Origin of the sequence: Providencia sp. PROV150 (assembly GCF_028481025.1) — a bacterium.
GTDB classification, from domain to species: domain Bacteria; phylum Pseudomonadota; class Gammaproteobacteria; order Enterobacterales; family Enterobacteriaceae; genus Providencia; species Providencia hangzhouensis.
On record NZ_JAMPPJ010000001.1, the window covers coordinates 1 to 19,246 of the forward strand.

The following is a 19,246-nucleotide window of genomic DNA, read 5'->3' on the forward strand; positions in this document are numbered from 1 at the left end:
GTATATTAGTCCCGACCCGATAGGGCTACTGGGTGGATTTAATCCGTATGGGTATGTGCATTGTCCGACTGGGTGGGTTGATCCGTTTGGATTGGCGAAAGAGCCTATTATTTTCCTACCTGACGGTGGTGATGTACTACACCCTAAAACCGTTTCAGCTCAAAATCCTGAAGGGCTATTTACAATAAAAGCTACAGGTAGCTATGCGGATGATAAGTTAGCATTATATAAAGCGGCTGGTATAGATGAGTATCCTTCACGTAAATGGATTAGTCACCATGTAAGCTATAATCCAGCAACGAATGAGATGACAATGCAATTGGTAAATCCTGAATATCATAGCCACCCTCATGTTGGAGGTGCTCATCAATTTGAGGAAAAAACTGGACATAAATATGGAACTCAAGATGCTATCGATGAAGCAACTAAACGAAATAGTGCCATATTGAATTGCAAACCTGGAGGGATAAAACGTTGAGTAAATTTTTTACAGATCCTCATTTAAAATTTGAAAAATCACTACACGGGTTAACATCAGAGGAAATAAATACATTTATTCCTCAAGACTTTAGTGGAAAGAATTTCTTTATTGAATTTTATGAGCACTTCAACGGTGGTTATTTTTATGGCGGTGCTTTTATCTATCGTGATAATTTTTATAAAATAGAAGATAATGATTACAACCTGATGGAAATTGAATCATTTAATTTTATACCAATAAATGATGTCGATTCTCCTTATTTGCTTTCAGTGTCCGATGTATTGAAATATAGATGTAATGTCTCTAAGGCTTTTCTTGATTTTTCTCAATTACATATTCCTTTTGCTGGAGATGCAGGGGATAGTGATTATTGGATTAATCTTGAAACGGGAAAAATCAAATATACTAAGTCTACAGATATTGATTGTTTAAATAACATCATTGATATAGCACCATCTTTTCGTGATTTTTGTACGAATATACAATCACAAAGAAGATAATTACTTAACGTTGATCTAATAAGCCAGAAATATACTTCTGGCTTATTTTTAAGAGCCGCCTAGTTTATCTTTTAGTCGCTAACATACTCCGCCATCACTCCGCGCATTGAGTTTTTTATCTCACTCAGTTGAGCTTGCTGTTGTTGGTTTTGTTGTTTTATCGCTCGGGTGTCCTCGCTGTTGGGGAGCAATACCAAACAGCCGTTTAAGATTTTCACTGTGAACGTGAAGCCTGTCTCAAAAACTGCGTCTTTTAGCCACTGCCCTTTAAGGTGAATTGCGGGCGGTGGGCTGGTTTTTCTGAGAGTGAGCCTTGTCCATCGATTAAATCTAGCCATTACACCGCCACCGGGTTACTCGCCCATCAACGGGCGGGGCGTGGTAGTGAAAACTTCTTGCAGGCACTATAACGGAGAACAATGGATCCCCTGTGGCTTTCCCTCCAATGAACAATTAAGCGCCGTGCTGTGCGCGCTGGATGGTTATGTATATATCGGTGGTGAAGGCAGCAGCTTATGGCGTGGTCGTGAATTTCAATGGGAAAAATTGTACCACGGTGGCTCGACGATTTTACTGAATCAGCTGCGCAGGTTTGAAGATAAAGTCTGGGCTTGTGATGACTACCGTTTGCAATGTTGGGACGGCAATGAAATGGTACGCCCGATGGATGGTGATGAAACCGTTCTTCTGTCTGGTCATATGGATGTGCGTGACGGTATTTTAGTGGTAGCGGGTGATTATAGTGTAGACCTTTATGATGGGACGGCATGGCATAAGATTGTTAGGCCTTATAGTTAATAGAAGTCTGCCGAGGAAAAGGAAAATAAAATGCGCGATGAATTTTTTGATGCATTCATAGATGAGTTTGGCGAAGCCTCAACATCACGTTATGTTTCTGAAGAGAAAATTGAAAAGTGGCGAGGCAAGTTACCTGAATTACTCTTAACTTATTGGCACAATGAAGGATGGAGTAGTTATTATAATGGATTATTTACAATTGTAGATCCTGATGACTATGAGGATATTGTCGATGAGTGGCTGGAAAACACCTATTTAGAGGAAATTGATAGTTTTCATGCAATTGCCATTAATGGATTTGGGAATATCTATTTATGTGGTGAAAAAACAGGGCAGTGTGTAGTTATTAGTTCAATGTACAATACAATTTTCGTTCAAAAAAAAGAGCTAAAAGAAAAACACTCAGAGAAAAGTATTAGTATAAGAACATTATTTGGATTCACCGACATAGATAGCCATAATAAAAGTGGCCTATTTGAAAAAGCGGTAAAAAAACTTGGGCCTCTTGGTGATAATGAAATATTTGGTTTTGAACCTGCGATTATTTTAGGTGGGGAACCTGATATTAAATACATACAAAAAGTTGATGCGCGTATTCATTTGTCTATTTTAGCCCAATTGGCTGAACCAGAAATTAATGAAATTAATTTTTAGATTCAAAGAGAAAATATAATGAGAGATTCTTATTTTTCATCAATAATTGAAAGTCTTGGTGAAGCAACAGCCTCTCGTTATGTTTCACTTGAGTATATTGCAAAGTGGAAAACAATTTTACCCGATAATTTACTTAATTGTTGGGTAAATGAAGGCTGGAGTCGTTATCAATATGGTCTTTTTTCTTTTTTTAGTTGAAAAACATGGGGCATTAAATGAAAATGAAATTTATTGCTTTGATCCCATTATCCAAAAAGTAGAAACATTAAATTTTAATGCGTCTAACAAAGTAAATGCTATTGATTATTTATTAGAATTAAGGAAGATAATTACACCCGCAGTCAAATTTATTTAAAATAACATTTCTATTTACAATAATATATTCACTGAAATAATATAAATTAAATAATAGACTGAGTTCTTGTGATTGCGAGCTGAACAATGAGTTTGGGCAAGAATACCTTCGCTGTAGTGAGATGGGCTTTATGAATTCTAGCCATTAAACAGAGATAGGATTATTCGCCCGTTACAACAGCAAGTCACTGCAACCTTGAAACTTTAAAAGCAGGCAACGCTACCTCATAGATTCATGGGGTGGGGATGCAATTGAAGCGTTTTTGCGCCACACTTTTTATGCTCCCCTTTACTATATTGAGGTAGTCTTTGGGATACTTTAATTAGTTACTCATTAAGAGATAGTTAAATCATCGACTTATGTCCTTTTAGGGGGGATGGGGATAAATGCCACCTTGTTTTTTTCTCGTTATTCAGTGTCACCGACATCTCTAATAACATATTCGCGGATAGGCAAAATGGGAAAAAGTGATAGAGGTGAGTGGTAAATACAAAGGCTTCACCTTCGCTTTCATATTGAGCGTTATCAAGTAGTAGAGATAAAGATAAGCACCGGTAGGGTTTACCTTTTAAGATATGGTCATATAAATGTGTTTTCAGCTCAATGAGCCCAGATAATAATCGCTCACATCTTCGTGTCACTTGCCTATCAGTATCTCGATAGAGAATATAATCAGCAATTAAGTGTTTTACGCTTTCTAATGACATTAGCATTGAGGCATTAGCACTGTAATGGGATAATAATTGCCAAAAATGGTGGTTATTAACGATGGGAGGATAGCAAGGTGACAATAATGTGATATTTCCTGTTTTAATTCCGTCAGGCATTTTTTCACTGTGTTGGTTTAATAAGCCAATTTCGTTTTTTTGGTTACGTTCAAAGCCTATATAAACACATGAAAAATGTAAGCTGGGCGGTGTTACCATAGGGGCGCCTTTATTATCAAAAAAGTTTAAATAATAAAGAGTATGCCCCGTGATATTTTTCTCCATCGTTAAGGAGTAAAAAAGGGTTTTATGGTATTGAGGCATAAGGCGTGAAGATGCCGTTAATTCTGTCGTAGGATAAAAATGACAATATATGCCTCTCTCTTGTTCATGTGGCTCAAGTGAAAGTTGAATTTCAAAGAGGTCAGCCAAGTAGTGATGGCTAGGGATAGGAAGCAAATAACTTGATTTATTTTCTTTAAAATCAATTAGCAAGGTGTGTTGTGCTTCGGTATCCATTGCCGGAGCACAGTTTAAATAAAAGCTATTTTCACATTCCTCTTGTGTCAAAGGAAGCTGTTGATTGAAATAGATGTTAACTGTAAAACGCCTTTCTTGCTCCCAATCTAACTCAGTGACAACTTGGGGAATATTGAGCTCAACAAAATGATGAACATGAGGTAAATAAAGGCCTTCCAATAATTGCTGTGGAGCGCTGAGTGATGCATTTTCTTGTGGGAATATTTTATAGGGTTTTCCGATTTTGGGCTCGAAAGCGTAGTTAAGTGGATCTCCCTCATAGCGAATATGATTATGGACGACTTCAATTTTTTCAAAATACTGGCTAAATGCGAGTAGTAAGGTTTCTGATGTTTTTTTATTGGCTCCTAAAAAAACATCAAGTGAACTTGTTGAATGAAATTTAGTTTCACCTCGATACTGTAATTCAAGTGAAATACAAGAACGATTTGGGTGCTGAATCACTTTTCTAGCGAGAAGGATATAGGGTGCTACGACGAATTCATGACAAAAACTAAAGCGAGCCCCATTATTACCTAAGACAAGATGGTCTTTATTTATCTCTACTGGAAAAGAAAGCAATTCACTTTGGTCAATTTGTACAATAGTCGTTGCTGGAAGCCCTTTTATAGCTTGGGAGTCTAGTCGTTGCAGTAGGGGCAATGTAATTTCAGGAAATGCATCGTCAATTTTATCCTGTAAACGCGCAGATAAAAAAGCAAACCCTTCTAATAGGTAGCTTGTCTGCGGATCTTGAGGATCTAATACATCAGCTAAATGTGGCTTTTTATCTGCATATTCACTGTATAGCTTTTGTAAGTATTGCTTTTCTTTAATATATTTTATTTCACTCATGACTTAATCCAAAAGATGAATATGAGCTGGGTTTTAAACCTTTTTGCTCTGCTTGTTTTTGTAATTCATAGTAACGAGCTAATAATCCATTAATTTTATTATCAATATTGATGAGTGTGGCAGGGGGAACCGGCTGCCCATTTTTAATTTGTAGCGATAATTGACGGAGCTTTTCTTCAATAGGCTCCACTTTATTGTGCTGCTTTTGAATGTCATAGATGGCAGTTTTTAAATAGGATAATGTAAAACTACCTCGGTTTTTTTCTTGTTGAATAATTTTATTTGAAAGTTGCTGCAACAACATTGCTGTTTCAGACCAACTATCATTAATAGGCATATTTTCTAAACGCGCCTCATATTGGTTTTGCCAATTTCGGCTGAAGTAAGCCTGATCAGCATCCGCAGGCCAATAAGATTTTGCTTTTTCTTGCATGTTCTCGATCAGTTTCAAGTTAGCGAGAGGGGAACGCTTTTCGAGCAAAGCTAAATGATATTCATAGGTATTTATTTCGGGTTTAAATAACCATTTGGCAACAGCACCTTCAGGAATGGACGTTATAGCCTCCATCTCATGTTTAAAATAAACATAGGCGCTAAATCCACTGACTAAAAAGAGTGCACTACTGAGCACACAACCCCATATAAAACCACGGGTAGCGCTCATTTTTTTAGTTGTTACTGTTAATGTTGATGCGGGCTCTGGGGGTTCAAAAATAAATGTTGGTGATGGTTGCTCTACCTGTTTAGCAGGTTGTTGGATATACACTAAAGGCGGGAGCGTGACAGATTCGGATGTATTCTGTTTTGCATATTCTTCCTGTTTTTCAAGTTGTTTGGCTAAATTTTGAAAGAACCATAACAAGTTTTCAATTTTAGGCAGTTTTTCCCACGTTGTTTTAGCCAGTTTATCAATGATTAATTGTAGCGCGCGTTCTGAGCGGTAAACCAAACGGAGGTCTTTTGTTTCATAGGTTTGCTGGCGGAGCAGGGCGCTAGCTTTTGTATTAAACCAGTTGAGTGCTTCTGTTCGTTGATTCGGTTTTTCAGGCCATAACGCATCCCAATGAGTAACAATAACACTCGCTAATAATTCACAGCCTTCAGTAAAGCCACTGAGTCCATGGCGTTGTAGTCGTGCAATTGTGTAATAAGCACCGCTTTGTAGGTCAATACCATGATTTTTAAAAAGAGACAAACAAAGTGATTCAATAAGCGTCCAACTGACCTCCGGACGTGCAGGATGACTTAACTTGTTAAATTCTGTTTTAAGAGCAATAAATTCAGGAGTATCTAAAGGGGAGCTCCCGATTTTAATGACTAAATGTTCTGATTTCATCTCGTTGAATATCCTATGCCCCCACATAAAGTGGAGGCAATCACATTAGTAAAGGGTTTCAGGTAAACGGAACTTTGTGAATAATCCTCCGAAGAAAGGATTATTAGACTCATCAACGAGTACTCGATAAGTCATATCACCGCTATCAATCGTGAAACGAATATCGAATGAATTGGATTTGATATTCATTAACTTCGCACTGTCGACTAAGCGCATTTGTGCCCACGGTCCTGAGAAACTAATTGAACGAGGCGATTTATCGCCGGAAAGCGGAACTAGAGTCAGTTTACTTTCAATATTTGAACGCATCGAGTTTGGCCAAACGAGATGCGTGACATGGCTGCGGCTATGGGCATAATCAATAAGCTGACCGTCAAGATTTAAGATACTACGGCGTTTATTGCCACTTAATGAAAGGGGTTCAACTGCAAATTGTGCTTCTAAATTACCTTGTGCATTAAAGAAGGTTTCTCTTATGCGATTTGCAGTTTCTATTTGCGCTAAAACATCAGAGCGGATCAGTGATTGACTATCCCTATTATCGACTAAGTTATTTTCAACAAATAAACGTAAGTTCTGTTGATAGAAGCTATCGAGTGTGCCATTAGGTTTAAAGAAGCGTTCGAACTCACTTAATGGAACATCTTGTTTTGAGTTTGGATTAAACGGATAGCGACCAGCAATATAGGTATTATATTGTTTTACAACATTTTCATTCCATTCAACTTCCATATGTCGAATAGCTTCTTTCTGGACAACATTCCAGGCTTGTTCTGCAAGTTCATCTACCCAACGATTGAGCGGTTCAGGCAATGTTTTAGCCATTTGTGATAGTTCAAATATGGCATCTTTATTATTATCATTGAGTCGCATGGAAACTGCTTTAAGTGCCGCTTTGCCCGGTACTGGAGAGTTTTGTATTCCCAACAAATATCGATGCAAATCATTCAATTTTTGATTGAGATTCTGTAAGTTTTCTCCTTGATTACTGACCAGTATTTCTGTTTGGGGTGTGAATTCTCTATCTAAACGTGTTAATAAACGGTAAGAAGGTTCTGCCATCAAGGCTTTTTGTTTCTCAATAGGTAAGTTTTCATCAATGGATGGAATGACCGTATTATCACGCAAAACTTGTAAGGCACGACGTAAAGGCTGCTCTCCGCTGATGATTTGTTCAAGAGCGATGATTTCATCTTGGATTGAGTCAAATTCACGAATTTCTAAATTACTCATTCCGTTACGCCATTGAGCGATATAATCACTGATATATTGCTCACTGATTTGACGTTGAATTTCTTTACGGTCATTCTCACTATATTGGGTATTTGATGTGAGATTGAGCACCCAAGCATCAAGCAACGTGAGTTCAACTAATTTGTCATTTTGGCGAATAAAATAGTTTAATAATCCTGAACGTGTTAAAAACTGTGGGATTTCTAATTTATCCTCATCAATAGCGGTAAAAACAGTATTAAAACTTGGGCCTATCTGATATTGCAAATTTAAAGGCGCTGAAAGTTCTTGGTTGGCTTTTAGCCGTAATGCCTGGTACACACGTTGATAAAGCGATAACACACTGAGTTCTTTCTGGGCATTTTTAATGGGGGTCGCAAAAGGCGTGAAGGCCTTAATCGCAGTCATCAGACCGTTGTCTCGTTCCGCTTTCCAATCCGTGTGTTCAAGCGCATAACGTAAGTGTGCTTTTAATAGCATTTGTTTTTCACGTTGCCCAGTGAAGAGATGGCTCCAATAATTCGCCATAAAGTCTTCAACCATGCCATTATTGCGCCCTGTTTTATCTTCTAACATGCGCATAATGCGTAAAATTTCGAGTTTATCTTCACTGCCCTTATCTGCATTATTAAGTTCAATTAAAAGCCCTGACATAATTGCGGGTAAGAAACGTTCGGTCAGTAATTGCAGATAAACTTGCTCAACTTGTGGGCCGACTTTTTGGCCTTGATACAGCCCCATATCAGAAAACAGCGCATTTTTATCGCGGTGGTTCCCATAGGCAAGTGTCGCTTCACGCAATGGGTTGAGGACGGGAAGTTGTAAGCTACCATCAGTATCTTTTTGGACGTTATTATCTATCGTTCTAAAGGCTTTAACCTCATTAAGCACACTCTCACCGGCGCGGTAGTTTTTATCATAATAGTGATTCCAACCACTCCAAAGCGCAATTAAACCGGCAAAACTGGCCAGTGTTGTGACTAAGAGACGAGAACGGTGTTTTTTGACCCAATATTGATTTTCAGCTGCTAAATTGGGCTCACTGAAAAGGACTTGGTCAAATAAATTATGTGTAAAGTAAGGGTGGCTATCATTGATTGGCCAAGTTGTTAGTGGGGCTGTCGGTAAATGGTATTGCACGGATGCCGTTTGGCTAAAGACATCGTCTATTTGGCCAATCTGTAATGCAGAGGTGAGATAAACACCCCTTAAACAAATGTTATGTTGTTCGTTATTAATCAACAGTGCATTAATTAATGTTATAACGTGGCTCTGTAACCCTTCTATTTGACGTACAAAGCTGAATAAATCACTACGTTGATTACCTTCTGCTCGTTGTAGCATCATTTCAGGTAGTGCGCTATTCATTTGGTTAACCCACTGTAACCAGAAGTGCGTTAAACCCGTCTTCCAATCTTTTTGAGATTTAAGGTCGAAAGAAACACCCAGTACTTGGTTACGTTGTTGCGCATCCAATGACTGGTACATTGAATCGAAACCACGTAGTAAATCGAGCTTCGTTAATACGATATATAATGGTAGTTGACTATTAAAAGTCATTCTAATTTCTTCAATACGCATTTGCAGGTCAGCAATCAATTGGCTGTTTTGCTCTTTCGTATTGGTGAGTAGGGATAAGGTATCTACCGTTAAAATAATCCCGTTCATGGGTTGTCTTGAGCGATTAGTCTTTATCCAATTAAGTAACTCTTCCCACAACCGATGATAGAGTTGAGGTTTCTCATTATGTTCATTTGGTTGAGTCAATAGCTTGCCGTTAGGAACAAAAAGAACGGCACTATCCGTCAACAAGCACTCAATATTTAAAGGCAGCTTTTGTTCATTAACGATATTGTCACTTGGCGCGATATCCAATGGATTCAGCGTATTTTTCAATAAGCTATGTTTTCCGCTTTGGTTTGCACCTAAAACAAAATACCAAGGACGCAAATAAACAGCCTTAGAATGGCCATTTAGGTGACGAGTAAATTGAGATTTCCAATAGTCTAAATAACGATTTTGGAAATCAATATCCTGCCTAACGGGGTCAACAACGGCTAACTCAACATCGAGTTTTAACGCTTCAAGTTTTTTTACTCGACGCCATGTAACTAAACCTATCCAACTGACGACAAGCAAAATAATAATTAGCGTAGCAAGCCAGCGTGAGGTGAGTGTACTAAATGGCATTGAGTCTTGATAAGTGAATGTCGGCCCCCACCACCAAATCCACACAATGACGAGCGCAGGGAGTAACGCTAATAAAAATAGGAAAAAGGAGGCAATTTTGGGCCTATCAGCAAAAAACAGTTTTTTTACCGAATTGGTTATGTTTGAAATGGAGAAAAACGGTAATTTCATTATTGTAGATCCCTATCCATAGTCATTGTTGTTTCTGGTATTTTGTCTGTTTTTTGAACGAGTTGTCTTACGAGGCTGGGTTCCCAATCCTCGAGTGAAAAGTGTAAAGTAGCAGTATAAAGTTGCTGATATAAGTGGGCCGCCATATAGCCCATTCCTGAGAGCTCGAATAGTTGCGCTGACAATAATTGCCCATAAAATTTATCTCTAGGCTCTATTGCAGTTACAAGGCTTGATTCAATGAGCTTCAATGCGGCTTCAAGCCCTTGTTGTTCATAGCACAGTAAAACGTCTTGCTGTAATAATGTGGTATTTGAATGAGATAATTGGCCACTCTCTGTTTGGCGACAATCTTCTAACCATTCTTTTACGCTGTCGGGGACGAAAGGGCTCATATCAGAAAAATGCAAATTGACGAGGTTTGGAAGGCGAGCTAAAAAAAGACGTAACTCTTCTGCGATACCATCCGCGACTTCTGAATAACCCAGTTTAGCTGCTGCTTGTGCTGCGAGCATGTGGCCTTCTAGCCAATAAGGCGATAGTGATAAGCTTTGCTCTACATTATTTAATAGGGAGTTTGATGGTTGAGAAAGTTGGGCTTTGTAATCCATTATGCGATCCATCGAAACCGGCGCTAAGGGGGTTTTACCTTGACGATCGGCTTGGGGCAACATTGTAATGGAATGCCAGATAGCATAACGTCGTAAGCGATAACCAACTGAACTTTCAGGCATTTGTAAACAAATAACTTCTGAAACTTGGAGTAGCGTTTGCTTCCATTGTCTTTCGTCATGCTGATTTATATTGATTGCTGGCATGACAAAGCTATTTGCTGGTGGTTGTACAGTTTCAGTAATAGGCATTGCGGCTTCTTTTGGTGCTGAAGCTAACACTATGGGCTGTTCGCTTTCTTCAATTCGCTGATAACCTCGACTCAATGCATCAATTTGTTCAGAAAGTTCAGGGCTCTGTTCATGCCAAAATTGCGCTAAATAGGCAAAAGATCCCAGGATATCATCACGCATTTTGCTATTAGCAGAACGGCAAAAAATATCGTTTACTGATTCGAAGCGTTTTATAATTTGGTTCGCTAAGCGTAACTTGAGCTTAATATTCGTTGGATAGCAGACATGCCAATATTGGCGCGTAAAATCAGAAAGGATCTGCGCTGCTAAAACTAATTCTTTAGGTTCACCTGCATGCTGTAAGGTACGTAATAAGTGAACGATTAAGCGGAAATCCTTTGTCTGTGTTTCAAGCAACCGCAAACACCGACGTTGAATTTCTTTAACATCTAATTGGCTGTGACTGAGAGAGCCGAATTTTATCATTTCACTATCGATATACTCCCAGTCGGGGTCACTATCGTTCACAGCACTACACACCAGCTGTTCATCAAGATGGGCAAGTAACTGTTCTTTCCAAGAATAAGGGGTATTGTTTGTCATTATTTTTACCAGTGGCAAGCGGCTCTTAATGGTTTAATTTCTTGGGACATCCCTGAAATATTGAACGTTAGTTTTTCGTTATTAGTTAATTTTAAAGTCAATTTTTCGCCATTTAATAAACGCTTGATTTCATCTATGCCAGGTAAACCACGGCTTGATTCCAATACATAGCCATTTTCGCGTAAAAACCATTCTGCAGTGAATTGCGTTCTATCAGTCGAGACCATGACACTGCCTGCATCTTGTTTATTGGGTAAAATAATTTGCATACGGGTAATGTTGTCGATGCAGCTCAACATGAGAACAGGGCGCGGAGGTTGAAAACCAATGGCAGGGATAGTCATAATGACGGGGTAATCACCATTTTCAGGTACTGAGACTAAGAAACCCGCACTATTTTCGACACGTTTCATTTCGTGTTCATAAGCTTGGCGCCAAGTTTTCCCCATTTGAGCAATATTAGGTGAAGTATTTGCTGCAGGCGTCGAGGACAGCGCTATTTTGTCATAGCAATCTAAGCGAATAAGCTGAGAAGATTCTAGACGACACTGGGTGAGTTCTTCAGCGATCTTCTGGCTAATATTGCTTTCAGCTTTTCCAGACAAAGCGAAGAAAACTAGCATCAAAGAGCAAAAAAAGAGTTTCAGTATTTTCATTTTATACTCCGTACTTCTTCAATTTATATATCAGCGCACGCTTAGATATGTTGAGGTGTTCTGCCATTGCGTTGATATCTCCCTTTAGCTCACGCCGCTTGTTTAATAAAATTTCTTTTTCATAGCTCTCTACAGCAGCCTCTAAATCATTAATATCTTTTGGGTTATTTGTTATTGGTTCCATACTTGTGATTGATGCCGTTAATATGTTTAAGGCCTCATTGAGGCTTACTTCCTTTTCTTTCTGCAACTGATTGAGATATTGCAAGTGCGAAATTTTTTGTTGCGTATTTGCCAATTCAAGAATGCGTTTTAATTGCTGATGAAAGAGCTCGCAATAAATAGGGAAAATGCCTTGTTCGAAATTTTCTAACTCTTTGGCCTGCCCTAAAAGAATAATGGCACCGCATGGTTTATGGTTCAGATCATGCAGTGGTAAGCTATATAGCCCAGTATTAACAGGAAGCTGCGAAATAAAATCACGTAATGACGCGTTATTAATGTAGCTACCTTGCTGTAAATTCTTCCAAAATGTGGGTTCACCCTTTAATACAAGTTGAATTAAAGGGTGATCGGCATCAGTAATATCAGTGTCTAAAAAATGGCTTTGAACTTGGAGTGAGTGGTCAATGTTCCAGCTTTCTAATCTATTTTCGGTTTTATTGACCAATGAAATAATTAGCCCGCTGAATACGCTACGCGAAAAACTATATGTCAAAAATTGAACGGCTAGCGCTTCTACGTCACGGCACTCAAGAAGAGCAAGTGCATTTTTTAGTCTTGCTTTCATTTTTCTTTGTTAACCTCCGCAATAAATTCATCATTTTCCGTTGTTAAACGAATATGGGAGATGGTTTCATTACGGGCACTGAATTGAAGGAGCAACAAAGAAAGAGGCGGTAATAAGGCACCGTCAATAATTGATTCTAAGATACGAGCACCATTTTCAGCGCGAGAAGCTCGACGTAAAATTTCATTAGGGACGCTATCTTCTAACTGGATTTTTGCATTAAAACGTTGTTTCAATAAGATCATAAGACGCGTCAGCTTACTATCAACAATTTGCCGTAAAATATCAGCCGAAAGAGGTAAATAAGGAACAATTTCCATGCGGGCCAGTAGGGCGGGTTTAAAAAATGTGGTGAGCTCAGGATAAAGTGCATCTTGCAGCTCATCAGGCTTGTCCGCATACGCGGTAATCACATGGTCACCTAAATTAGACGTTAGGAAGAATGCGATATTTTTACAATCAATGACTCGTCCTTCACCATCGGCTATCTCGCCTTTATCAAATGCTTGATAGAACAAATTTAGAACGTCTGGATGGGCTTTTTCGACTTCATCAAGTAGTACAACAGAATAAGGCTTCTGACGAATAGCTTCTGTTAATATCCCCCCCTCACCATAGCCGACATAACCTGGTGGCGAACCGATGAGACGAGATACCGTATGCTTTTCTTGAAACTCAGACATATTAATAGTCGTTAGGTATTGAGTTCCACCAAACATTAATTGTGCAATTTGGATCACAGTTTCTGTTTTACCGACACCACTTGGCCCTGCCAATAAAAATGCACCAAGAGGGCGACCTGGGCGGCGTAAATCAGCGCGTGCCGTTAACAAATGTTTATGTAAGCACTGTATTGCTAATGATTGCCCTTTAATGCTTTCTTCTAAATAGCAGGGAAGGTCTGTAACAATAGATAAAGCATCTTGCGATAATCGGTTTAATGGTACGCCTGTCCATTCTGCGATAACGGCTGCAATTTGTTTTTTATCGACGTGTGGCGAAACAAGCAAATGTGTTTCATGTAGTTGAGCAAGTTGCTGGTCTAATGTTTGCAATTCCTGTTTCAGCTCATCAAATTGGCAAGTTTCTTCAGATTGGGGCTCAGTATTCTCATCGTCTAATAACGTTGAGCGCAAAGTAATAATTTGCGAAACAAGCGCTTGTTGTTGTTCCCATGCTTGTTGTATATCGGAAGCTTTTTGCTCAATCTCATTTGCTTTTGATGCTAATTCCTCAAGGCGTTCTGAGTGATTATCCAAGCCAAGATGATGTTCTCTTTTTAATATCGCTGTCTCCATCTCTATTTGCTGGAGATCTGTTTTTAATGAAGAGAGCATTTTTGGCGGCGAAGATAAATTGATCGCTGCCCTTGCACATGCGGTGTCTAATACGTCAATGGCTTTATCAGGTAATTGACGTCCTGAAATATAACGTTCACTGAGTTCAGCACTGGCTCGAAGTGCTTCATCATCGATAAAAACATTGTGTGCTTTTTCATAAATAGCGCGTAAACCACGCATAATGATAATTGCGTCCGCAGATATGGGCTCTTTAACTTGAACTAACTGAAAACGGCGGGCTAGCGCAGCATCTTTTTCGAAGTATTTTTTATACTCGCTCCAGGTGGTTGCGGCGATTGTTCTCAATTCACCGCGCGCTAATGCAGGTTTCAATAAATTGGAAACATCTAGGCCACCCTGTTGATTACCTGCACCAATCAATGTGTGCGCTTCATCAATGAATAGAATTATGGGGTGAGGAGATTGAGAAACTTCTTGCATGATGCCTTTAAAGCGTTTCTCAAATTCACCTTTAACCGCTGCACCGGCTTGCAATGCACCTAAATCTAAGGTTAGAAGTTCACATCCTCTTAATTTTTCAGGGATTTCACCGGCGATAATACGCAATGCGAGGCCTTCAATAAGCGCGCTTTTCCCAACGCCTGGTTCCCCAACGACGACAGGGTTATTTTTCCGACGGCGGCAAAGGATATCAATCATAAGGTCGATTTCATGATCGCGACATAAAACAGGGTCGAGCTCATTATTTCGAGCTTGTTCGGTCATGTTTTGCGTAAATTTTGCTAACAATGAGTCCGACGCGATTTTGCCGTTATTTTGAGGTGCTTGTTCGTCAAAAGGCGATTCAGCAGACCCTTCTGTCCACTTATCAAAACTGAGTTTTAATTGCTCTCGATTAACTTGTGAAAGCATGTCTGCAACCGGTTTTGGGAGGTAACGCAACGGCATTTGTAATAATGTGAGAAAGAGAACACCTGAGCGAAGTTCACTGTGGTTGAATTCTGTCGATGCAAGTAACCAGCTGTCTTTCATCCACTCTACCAATAAAGGAGAGAAGCTCGGGTAGCTCTGTGTAATAGCTTGATGAGGTGGAATTTGAATATCTAATAATTCTGACAGCTTATTAATATCCAAAGTGCTCTTCTGGCTGATTAGGCGAATGTCAGTTAATGGCGTTTCAATGAGTTTCTGAAGAAACTGAGCAATCGTAATTTCAGGTTGTTGATGGCTTACACAGTAGGCTGCTGCGCTTTCTAACGCATGCTTAGCAATCGGGTGTAATCGGTTAACAAGTGTTGAGAGATCAATTTGGATCATAATGCGTCCTAGCCGAGTAAAGTATTAAGTTGTTCCACAATTCTGAGTGTTTGGTAATTCAGTTGGGATGAGTAAATCTGATAAATAATAAATGCTAATATTGCCGCACCAATGATGATGTAACGTACGCCTAACCGCTTACCTAAACGGTAGCGGCTCTGCTTGTTATCCCCTTTTTCAAACAGGATAATCGGTTTTGCATCGCCTTTAAGTTGTTGTATTTGTTTTTGTAAGCGTCTAAGCAAATGGTTAAATTCATCATTTTGCCCCGCAGATACTTTGTAACGACCTCGGTATCCAAGACAGAGACAAAGGTAGATAAACTCAATGAGGTCTAGGTAACGTTTGGGCTCACCTAATAATCTTTCAATTAAGATAAAGACCTTTTCGCCACCCCATGACTCATTATGAAAGTGGACAAGTAATGACTGTTTTACCCAGCCATTTTCTTGATCCCAGCCCAATCCAAGCGCTGTTTCATCAATGAAAGTGCACAAGACATAACGAAACGAAACAATGGCCCCAGGCTCGTAACCTTGTATTTGCAGTTGCTGTTCAATAGACGTGATGTCCATGACCACTTGCTGGTAAAGTTTCTCTGAAAGTGGTGTTTCAGACATCGCTTTCATTCGTAAAACCATACCTAAAAGTGGCGTTGCAGCATCGATCATTGGGTTAATGTTGTTACCCCTAAGTGGGATTTGGTAATTCTTCTGTGAAATACCGCTATCAACATCGTGATTAAGCAAAATATTATCAGTCATAGAGTGCTCCATCTCTTATTGCCCATAACTGAATATCTAAATCAGGGAAATTGCCAGAAACGTGGAAGGCGATATTGCCATCCTGCTGGATCCCCTTCCATTCATTACCTTGTTGATCAAAATGGAAGTAGTTATACCCAGAATGATAAGGTAATTGCCGTGGAGCAGTTGAAAGAGGGGATAAAGGGACTCCCGGTATTTGAACACTGACCAAGCTACGAATATTATTTACCGTGGTCACTTTAGTTTGCTGTGGGAACTGCCGGCGTAGTTGTTCCTGTGGCATCTGTGACTTAACTGCAATAATAAATTCCGCTTTTTGGAGCAGTTGTTTGTCATGAATAGTCGCCACTCGAATACCGTGTTCTTGGATTTGTAACGGAATAGGAATTGCACGCGGCGTCAAGACAACACTTAATGCTTCACGGATACTTTTTATTAATGGGAGAAAACTATCTGTTAAATCAAAGTGCTTATATTTTGCAATGGTATCGGGTAAGCGAGACGAATTCGTGAATGTTTGCAGCTCGCCACAAAGTTCCAATAAATCCCGAAAAAGCTTTTCAGGGTGAATGACTGGCTCTTGCGCATAATGTGAATAGAGTGGATAGGTACGGTTGAGTACTTGTAGCATCATAAATTCAGCGACATCCGCAACACCTTGCTGGCCAGGAGCACCAATTCGGGAGGCTATTTGTTTACCTCGTTCATACAAAGTGCCTTCAATCTCAGTAAGAAATTCATTGAGTAATAGCGATGCCCGAATATTCAGGAGGCTTGGAATATAATCGTTATCAAGCGTTAAGCTTCCGTTGGCATTACGTTCTCGAATACGGCATATGGGCAATGCCACGTAAGCGTCTAAGCCACTTTTACCTTGCTTGAGGATAGGGTTTAATCGTGCAACGTGGATAGTACTTAAATCACCATTTTCAGTATGTAAATCACGAACATTTTCTGTACTTTCACTATAACGTGAAAGTAAACGGCTCCCATTATGCTCATTTGAGATTTCACCAACGTTCCCATTAGCTAAAGGAAAGGCAAGGTAGATGACATTACTATCACTATCAGTAATATTTTTTATATCAATTGGTTGTGGTGATAAATCTTGGTTTGGAATAGAGAAAATTGTGCCGTCTGGCATAACGCCAGAAGCTTCTTGAATACCAATACGACCTAACGAATATAAATCGTTACTTAACGATAACGTACTGAATCCCCAAAAATGAGAGATAAAGCTCTTTAAAATACTTTCAGTAACGTAATCTTGATGACGTTGCTGTTGCTGAAAATGTTGAGGTTTGATAAATAGCCCTTCACGCCAAATTACTCTATTTTTAGTCGACATATTAATCATCCTCTTCTTGTCTAAATTCGATTTCGTTTTCTCTAATGTGAGCTAAAATAAAGTAGTGTCGTCCTTTTCCTCGGGCTTTAACTATTTTTTTCCATTCCGCATTATCAGGGTCTGAATAATAGGCAATAATGCCGATATAACGATTAGATGCCTGTAGTGTCATCGTCGGGAAGGGCTTATATTGGCCCGGCAAGATAGTGTAATCTTGGTGGTCTATATAATTTTTCTTCAGAACTTTCTCTAAGTCCCCATCTTTAGCTTCTATCTGGTCATGATCTAAAGAGCCAAATAAAGAATCTTCATTAAGATAAACAATTTGGATATTTATCGGTGCAGCTTCACCTTCCTGATTAGGGTTAATATAGGGTTCAGCGAGGATGGTTAAAGCAACCGTGGATGGCTGATCTTTTGGATAGCCAACGGGAATCGACGGGTCCAATAGAATTTGCCCCACTTTTGACGCTGTCTGTAACGTTTTACTGCACCCACTCAAAATGAAAAATGAGGCAAATAACAGTAACACTGAGAAAGTTCTAAGCTGCATTTTAAGCTTCCTCTATGCCTTTTCTTAATGCTCGGTCATAAGCATGGGAATAAACTTCATAGAATAATTTTTCAAAACCCTGCTGCCGCGATGAAGAAAGCTCTTTGTAATAGTTACTGTACATTTCCCATGCCCAGCCATCAGTCATTGGCGTGTTATCTGAAGCACGTCGGTATTGGGAAAAACGGTTTAATAAATGTTCTGGAGAAAAAGCCGCAAGCATTGTTGCTAAAGCTGTCGATATCGCTTCTTGATTTGCATGGTAATGTAACTGCATATTGTGCAGACTTTCAGTGACGGCGGAAGGTGCTGAAAGGTGAACAGGGCTACGTTCATCTGTAAACATCAATTTCATCGTATCTTCATAACTACTGTTTAGACGTAGCGGGTTATCTTCAATAGGGCGAAGTTGCTTATCCTGTAAACTCTCCTGCTGTTGCTGCAAAGCGAGTAAACCTTCAACAGCAGCTTTCATTGTTTTACCGAGCTCTATGAGAAAGTCATTAGCTTGTTGAGAGCTAGCTAAATTAAGATGGATACCTAAACCATTCATGAGAGGGTTAATGGCAACATGATCAATATCGGTCATGTGTTCATCTTCGAAAGGTGTAATTTTGGGTAAATCAATAAATTCTTGTACCATGGTATTCTCTTGATTATCTGATATCGCAAGGGCAGGTGAATAAGAGAGTGGGTCACTCAATAAAGAAGGTTCTGAGACGACGGACTGACTCTTAGAAATTAAACTGAGATTTTCATTTTCTAGCGCTTGTAAGGGATCTGTAGTGAGAGCACCTTGAACAGTTGGAACAAATGGGGACTCTTTGTTTTCATTATTTACCGTATCAATATCAAATAATGAATCTAAAGGATTATGATCTTTTGCAACAATAGATTGCGGTGTCGCTGCCATCATATTTTGTACAGGCTGCCCAGTTAAACTAATATTGGTTGTAATAACCAGTTTGCCCACTCTAATTTGATCTCCTTGGGCAAGCTTCACCGCATCAAGATGTAACGGTATAATCGCGTGATTAATGTAAACAGAGCCTGAGTTTACTTTTAAGCAAAAATGCTGATCTTTCCAGAAAACAGTAAACTGGCTGGCAGAGATAGCACCATCACCGTCTTGAATTTTCCAGTCACATTGATTGCCACTACCAATTAGGCCGCCATGTTGGGTCAATGTTGCACTCGGTAGGTAACCACTTTCTAGTTGTTCACTATTCGTTATGCTAAATGAAATTGTTGGCTGATGTTTATCCAT

The 19,246-nt window shown here is 39.4% G+C and carries 16 protein-coding genes and 1 pseudogene; 5 read left to right on the forward strand and 12 right to left on the reverse strand.

From position 1 onward, the window contains the following. Nucleotides 1-478: pseudogene (locus tag PSE83_RS00005) on the forward strand (hypothetical protein); the annotation flags it as partial. Further along, entirely contained in the window at nt 475-981 is a 507-nt protein-coding gene (locus PSE83_RS00010) for a hypothetical protein (RefSeq protein ID WP_004256042.1), read from the forward strand. The pseudogene PSE83_RS00005 and the gene PSE83_RS00010, both read left to right, overlap by 4 nt. 71 nt (nt 982-1,052) lie before the next feature. Here PSE83_RS00010 and PSE83_RS00015 read toward each other — a convergent pair whose 3' ends face one another. Next, a complete protein-coding gene (locus PSE83_RS00015) occupies nt 1,053-1,319 on the reverse strand; it encodes a SymE family type I addiction module toxin (RefSeq protein WP_272660575.1) in 267 nt (88 codons plus the stop codon). Nucleotides 1,320-1,365: 46 nt separating this feature from the next. Here PSE83_RS00015 and PSE83_RS00020 point away from each other — a divergent pair, with 46 nt between their 5' ends. From PSE83_RS00020 to PSE83_RS00030, 3 genes are read left to right on the forward strand one after another with little or no spacing between them, the layout of a single operon-like run. Next, complete coding sequence (locus PSE83_RS00020; protein ID WP_232729355.1) at nt 1,366-1,779, forward strand: hypothetical protein; 414 nt, start codon at nt 1,366-1,368, stop codon at nt 1,777-1,779. A 30-nt stretch (nt 1,780-1,809) separates the two neighbouring features. Further along, on the forward strand, nt 1,810-2,433 hold the full coding sequence (locus PSE83_RS00025; protein ID WP_272660576.1) for a GAD-like domain-containing protein: 624 nt from the start codon (nt 1,810-1,812) through the stop codon (nt 2,431-2,433). A gap of 18 nt (nt 2,434-2,451) precedes the next feature. Beyond that, nucleotides 2,452-2,631: a GAD-like domain-containing protein gene (locus PSE83_RS00030; protein WP_096864206.1), complete on the forward strand. Its 180-nt coding sequence runs from the start codon at nt 2,452-2,454 to the stop codon at nt 2,629-2,631. Between the two features lie 501 nt (nt 2,632-3,132). On the opposite strand, the gene PSE83_RS00035 is transcribed toward PSE83_RS00030, so the two are convergent. Genes PSE83_RS00035 through tagH form a run of 11 tightly spaced genes read right to left on the reverse strand, consistent with a single transcriptional unit; the run spans nt 3,133 to nt 19,246 of the window. Next, complete coding sequence (locus tag PSE83_RS00035; RefSeq protein WP_272660577.1) at nt 3,133-4,869, reverse strand: type VI secretion system baseplate subunit TssF; 1,737 nt, start codon at nt 4,867-4,869, stop codon at nt 3,133-3,135. Further along, on the reverse strand, nt 4,862-6,205 hold the full coding sequence (locus tag PSE83_RS00040) for a VasL domain-containing protein (protein ID WP_036957892.1): 1,344 nt from the start codon (nt 6,203-6,205) through the stop codon (nt 4,862-4,864). Before PSE83_RS00040 ends, PSE83_RS00035 begins: the two co-directional genes overlap by 8 nt. A 45-nt stretch (nt 6,206-6,250) precedes the next feature. Beyond that, nucleotides 6,251-9,799, reverse strand: coding sequence for a type VI secretion system membrane subunit TssM (gene tssM, locus PSE83_RS00045; RefSeq protein WP_164565371.1), 3,549 nt, complete (start codon nt 9,797-9,799; stop codon nt 6,251-6,253). Continuing rightward, nucleotides 9,799-11,247 carry a type VI secretion system protein TssA gene (gene tssA, locus PSE83_RS00050; protein ID WP_112308195.1) on the reverse strand — a complete coding sequence of 483 codons (1,449 nt, stop codon included), beginning with the start codon at nt 11,245-11,247 and terminating at the stop codon, nt 9,799-9,801. Before tssA ends, tssM begins: the two co-directional genes overlap by 1 nt. A 5-nt stretch (nt 11,248-11,252) precedes the next feature. Then, nucleotides 11,253-11,903, reverse strand: a complete 651-nt coding sequence (gene vasI, locus PSE83_RS00055; RefSeq protein WP_004256010.1) for a type VI secretion system-associated protein VasI — start codon at nt 11,901-11,903, stop codon at nt 11,253-11,255. A gap of 1 nt (nt 11,904) precedes the next feature. Then, complete coding sequence (locus tag PSE83_RS00060; protein WP_004256008.1) at nt 11,905-12,693, reverse strand: helix-turn-helix domain-containing protein; 789 nt, start codon at nt 12,691-12,693, stop codon at nt 11,905-11,907. Continuing rightward, a complete protein-coding gene (gene tssH / locus PSE83_RS00065; protein WP_004256006.1) occupies nt 12,690-15,311 on the reverse strand; it encodes a type VI secretion system ATPase TssH in 2,622 nt (873 codons plus the stop codon). Before tssH ends, PSE83_RS00060 begins: the two co-directional genes overlap by 4 nt. 8 nt (nt 15,312-15,319) lie before the next feature. Then, nucleotides 15,320-16,075 (reverse strand): type IVB secretion system protein IcmH/DotU, encoded by a 756-nt coding sequence (gene icmH / locus PSE83_RS00070; protein WP_004256004.1) that lies wholly within the window; start codon nt 16,073-16,075, stop codon nt 15,320-15,322. Then, entirely contained in the window at nt 16,068-17,426 is a 1,359-nt protein-coding gene (tssK, locus tag PSE83_RS00075) for a type VI secretion system baseplate subunit TssK (protein ID WP_004908045.1), read from the reverse strand. The genes icmH and tssK overlap by 8 nt, the downstream gene beginning before the upstream one ends. Nucleotide 17,427: 1 nt before the next feature. Continuing rightward, on the reverse strand, nt 17,428-17,979 hold the full coding sequence (tssJ, locus tag PSE83_RS00080) for a type VI secretion system lipoprotein TssJ (protein ID WP_004255999.1): 552 nt from the start codon (nt 17,977-17,979) through the stop codon (nt 17,428-17,430). A 1-nt stretch (nt 17,980) separates the two neighbouring features. Next, nucleotides 17,981-19,246 (reverse strand): type VI secretion system-associated FHA domain protein TagH, encoded by a 1,266-nt coding sequence (gene tagH, locus PSE83_RS00085; protein ID WP_004255997.1) that lies wholly within the window; start codon nt 19,244-19,246, stop codon nt 17,981-17,983.

Coding starts and splice junctions, on each gene's coding strand:
- vasI (WP_004256010.1), bottom strand. CDS start 11,903: ATGAAAATACTGAAACTCTTTTTTTGCTCTTTGATGCTAGTTTTCTTC.
- PSE83_RS00035 (WP_272660577.1), bottom strand. CDS start 4,869: ATGAGTGAAATAAAATATATTAAAGAAAAGCAATACTTACAAAAGCTA.
- tssK (WP_004908045.1), bottom strand. CDS start 17,426: ATGTCGACTAAAAATAGAGTAATTTGGCGTGAAGGGCTATTTATCAAA.
- tssJ (WP_004255999.1), bottom strand. CDS start 17,979: ATGCAGCTTAGAACTTTCTCAGTGTTACTGTTATTTGCCTCATTTTTC.
- PSE83_RS00025 (WP_272660576.1), top strand. CDS start 1,810: ATGCGCGATGAATTTTTTGATGCATTCATAGATGAGTTTGGCGAAGCC.
- PSE83_RS00030 (WP_096864206.1), top strand. CDS start 2,452: ATGAGAGATTCTTATTTTTCATCAATAATTGAAAGTCTTGGTGAAGCA.
- tssA (WP_112308195.1), bottom strand. CDS start 11,247: ATGACAAACAATACCCCTTATTCTTGGAAAGAACAGTTACTTGCCCAT.
- tssM (WP_164565371.1), bottom strand. CDS start 9,799: ATGAAATTACCGTTTTTCTCCATTTCAAACATAACCAATTCGGTAAAA.
- tssH (WP_004256006.1), bottom strand. CDS start 15,311: ATGATCCAAATTGATCTCTCAACACTTGTTAACCGATTACACCCGATT.
- PSE83_RS00060 (WP_004256008.1), bottom strand. CDS start 12,693: ATGAAAGCAAGACTAAAAAATGCACTTGCTCTTCTTGAGTGCCGTGAC.
- tagH (WP_004255997.1), bottom strand. CDS start 19,246: ATGGATAAACATCAGCCAACAATTTCATTTAGCATAACGAATAGTGAA.
- PSE83_RS00015 (WP_272660575.1), bottom strand. CDS start 1,319: ATGGCTAGATTTAATCGATGGACAAGGCTCACTCTCAGAAAAACCAGC.
- icmH (WP_004256004.1), bottom strand. CDS start 16,075: ATGACTGATAATATTTTGCTTAATCACGATGTTGATAGCGGTATTTCA.
- PSE83_RS00040 (WP_036957892.1), bottom strand. CDS start 6,205: ATGAAATCAGAACATTTAGTCATTAAAATCGGGAGCTCCCCTTTAGAT.